The organism is Streptomyces sp. NPDC055749 (assembly GCF_053617235.1).
In genome coordinates this window covers 1-1,401 of sequence record NZ_JBSHFH010000129.1, presented here as the reverse complement: position 1 = coordinate 1,401, position 1,401 = coordinate 1, and the positions used below count along the sequence as shown (strand labels likewise).

Sequence of the window (1,401 nt, the reverse complement as noted above, 5' to 3'; positions counted from 1 at the left end):
ATATTGGCGAGGGCCGCACCATGCGCATCAGCGGCCCCTTCTCCTTCGACAATGAGGGCTATCTCTCCGGCCAGTTCAAGCTGGAAATCGAAAAGCTCGGCGCATGGTCGGACAATGCCAAGCAGGTCTTCCCGCAGCTGCAGTCCACCATCGATACGGCCCGCAAACTGCTCGGCGCGCTCGCCGGCGGCGGTGACCGGGCATCCGTCGATCTCGTTGTGGATCGTGGCCGCGCCACGGTCAGCGGCTTTATTCCGCTTGGGAAAATCCCGCCGATTTGACGTTTAGCCCCATATTCGACGTCATCCTCGGGCTTGTCCCACTGCTGTCCGGTTTAAATTTGGTGGACATGGCGCACGGTGTTGATTCTACTCGTATTCGAGCGTTTGGCGACGATCTCGGACACGAAAGAGGAGCAACACCGTGCGGCACAAGAATAGCGTCTTTCATGATCTTTTGAAGCGTATTCCCTGGGCGGCGTTTGAGCGGCTTGTGGATGAACACGGGGCTGACAAGCATGTCCGCCGGCTGTCGACCAAAAGCCAGTTCGTCGCCCTCCTGTATGGGCAGTTGGCGGGTTCGGTGAGCCTGCGCGAGATCGTCTTTGGCCTGGAGAGCCACTCTGCACGGCTCTATCATGTCGGCGCAAAGCCGGTGTCGCGCTCGACGCTTGCCGATGCCAATCGTCTGCGTCCGAGCCCTGTCTTTGCCGGGCTGTTTGCGCAGATGGTGGCGATGGCGGGACGCGGCCTGCGCCGGGCGGTGGGCGAGGCAACCTACCTCATCGATGCGACAGGGGTTCGCCTCTCCGGTGCCGGATCGCAGTGGGCGCGGTTTTCCCATCAAGCCTGCGGCGTCAAGGTCCACATCGTCTACGATGCGGATGCCGAACAACCGATCTATGCGGCGGTCACGCCGGCCAATATCAACGACATCACGGCTGCAAAGGCCATGCCGATCGCATCAGGCGCAACCTATGTCTTTGATCTTGGCTATTATGATTTCGGCTGGTGGGCCAAGCTGGACAAAGCCGGATGCCGGATCGTCACCCGGTTCAAGTCGCATACGCCGCTGACGGTCACCCATGAGCAGGCGGTGGACGGCGACGGTGTCATCCTGTCCGACCGCATCGGCCTGTTGCCGGCCCGCCAGGCCAAAAGCCGCAAAAATCCGTTCAGCGATCCGGTCCGCGAGATCACCATCAGGACCGAGACGGGAAAGGTGTTGCGCATCTTCTCCAATGATCTCGATGCACCGGCTCACGAGATCGCCGATCTCTACAAGCGCCGTTGGGCGATCGAACTGTTCTTCCGCTGGGTCAAGCAGACGCTGAAGATCAGCCATTTCCTCGGCACGTCAGAAAATGCCGTGCGCATCCAGATCGCTGTCGCCCTGATCGCG

General features: G+C 60.7%; 2 protein-coding genes. Both read left to right on the top strand.

Annotated features, from left to right (window positions below; all coding sequences use genetic code 11):
- On the top strand, positions 1–281 hold a 281-nt coding region (locus ACWGO0_RS37395; RefSeq protein WP_453544884.1), incomplete at its 5' end, for a DUF2125 domain-containing protein.
- Positions 282–423: 142 nt separating this feature from the next.
- Positions 424–1,401, top strand: a 978-nt coding sequence (locus tag ACWGO0_RS37390) for an IS4 family transposase (protein WP_080857034.1), incomplete at its 3' end; no start/stop codon positions are given.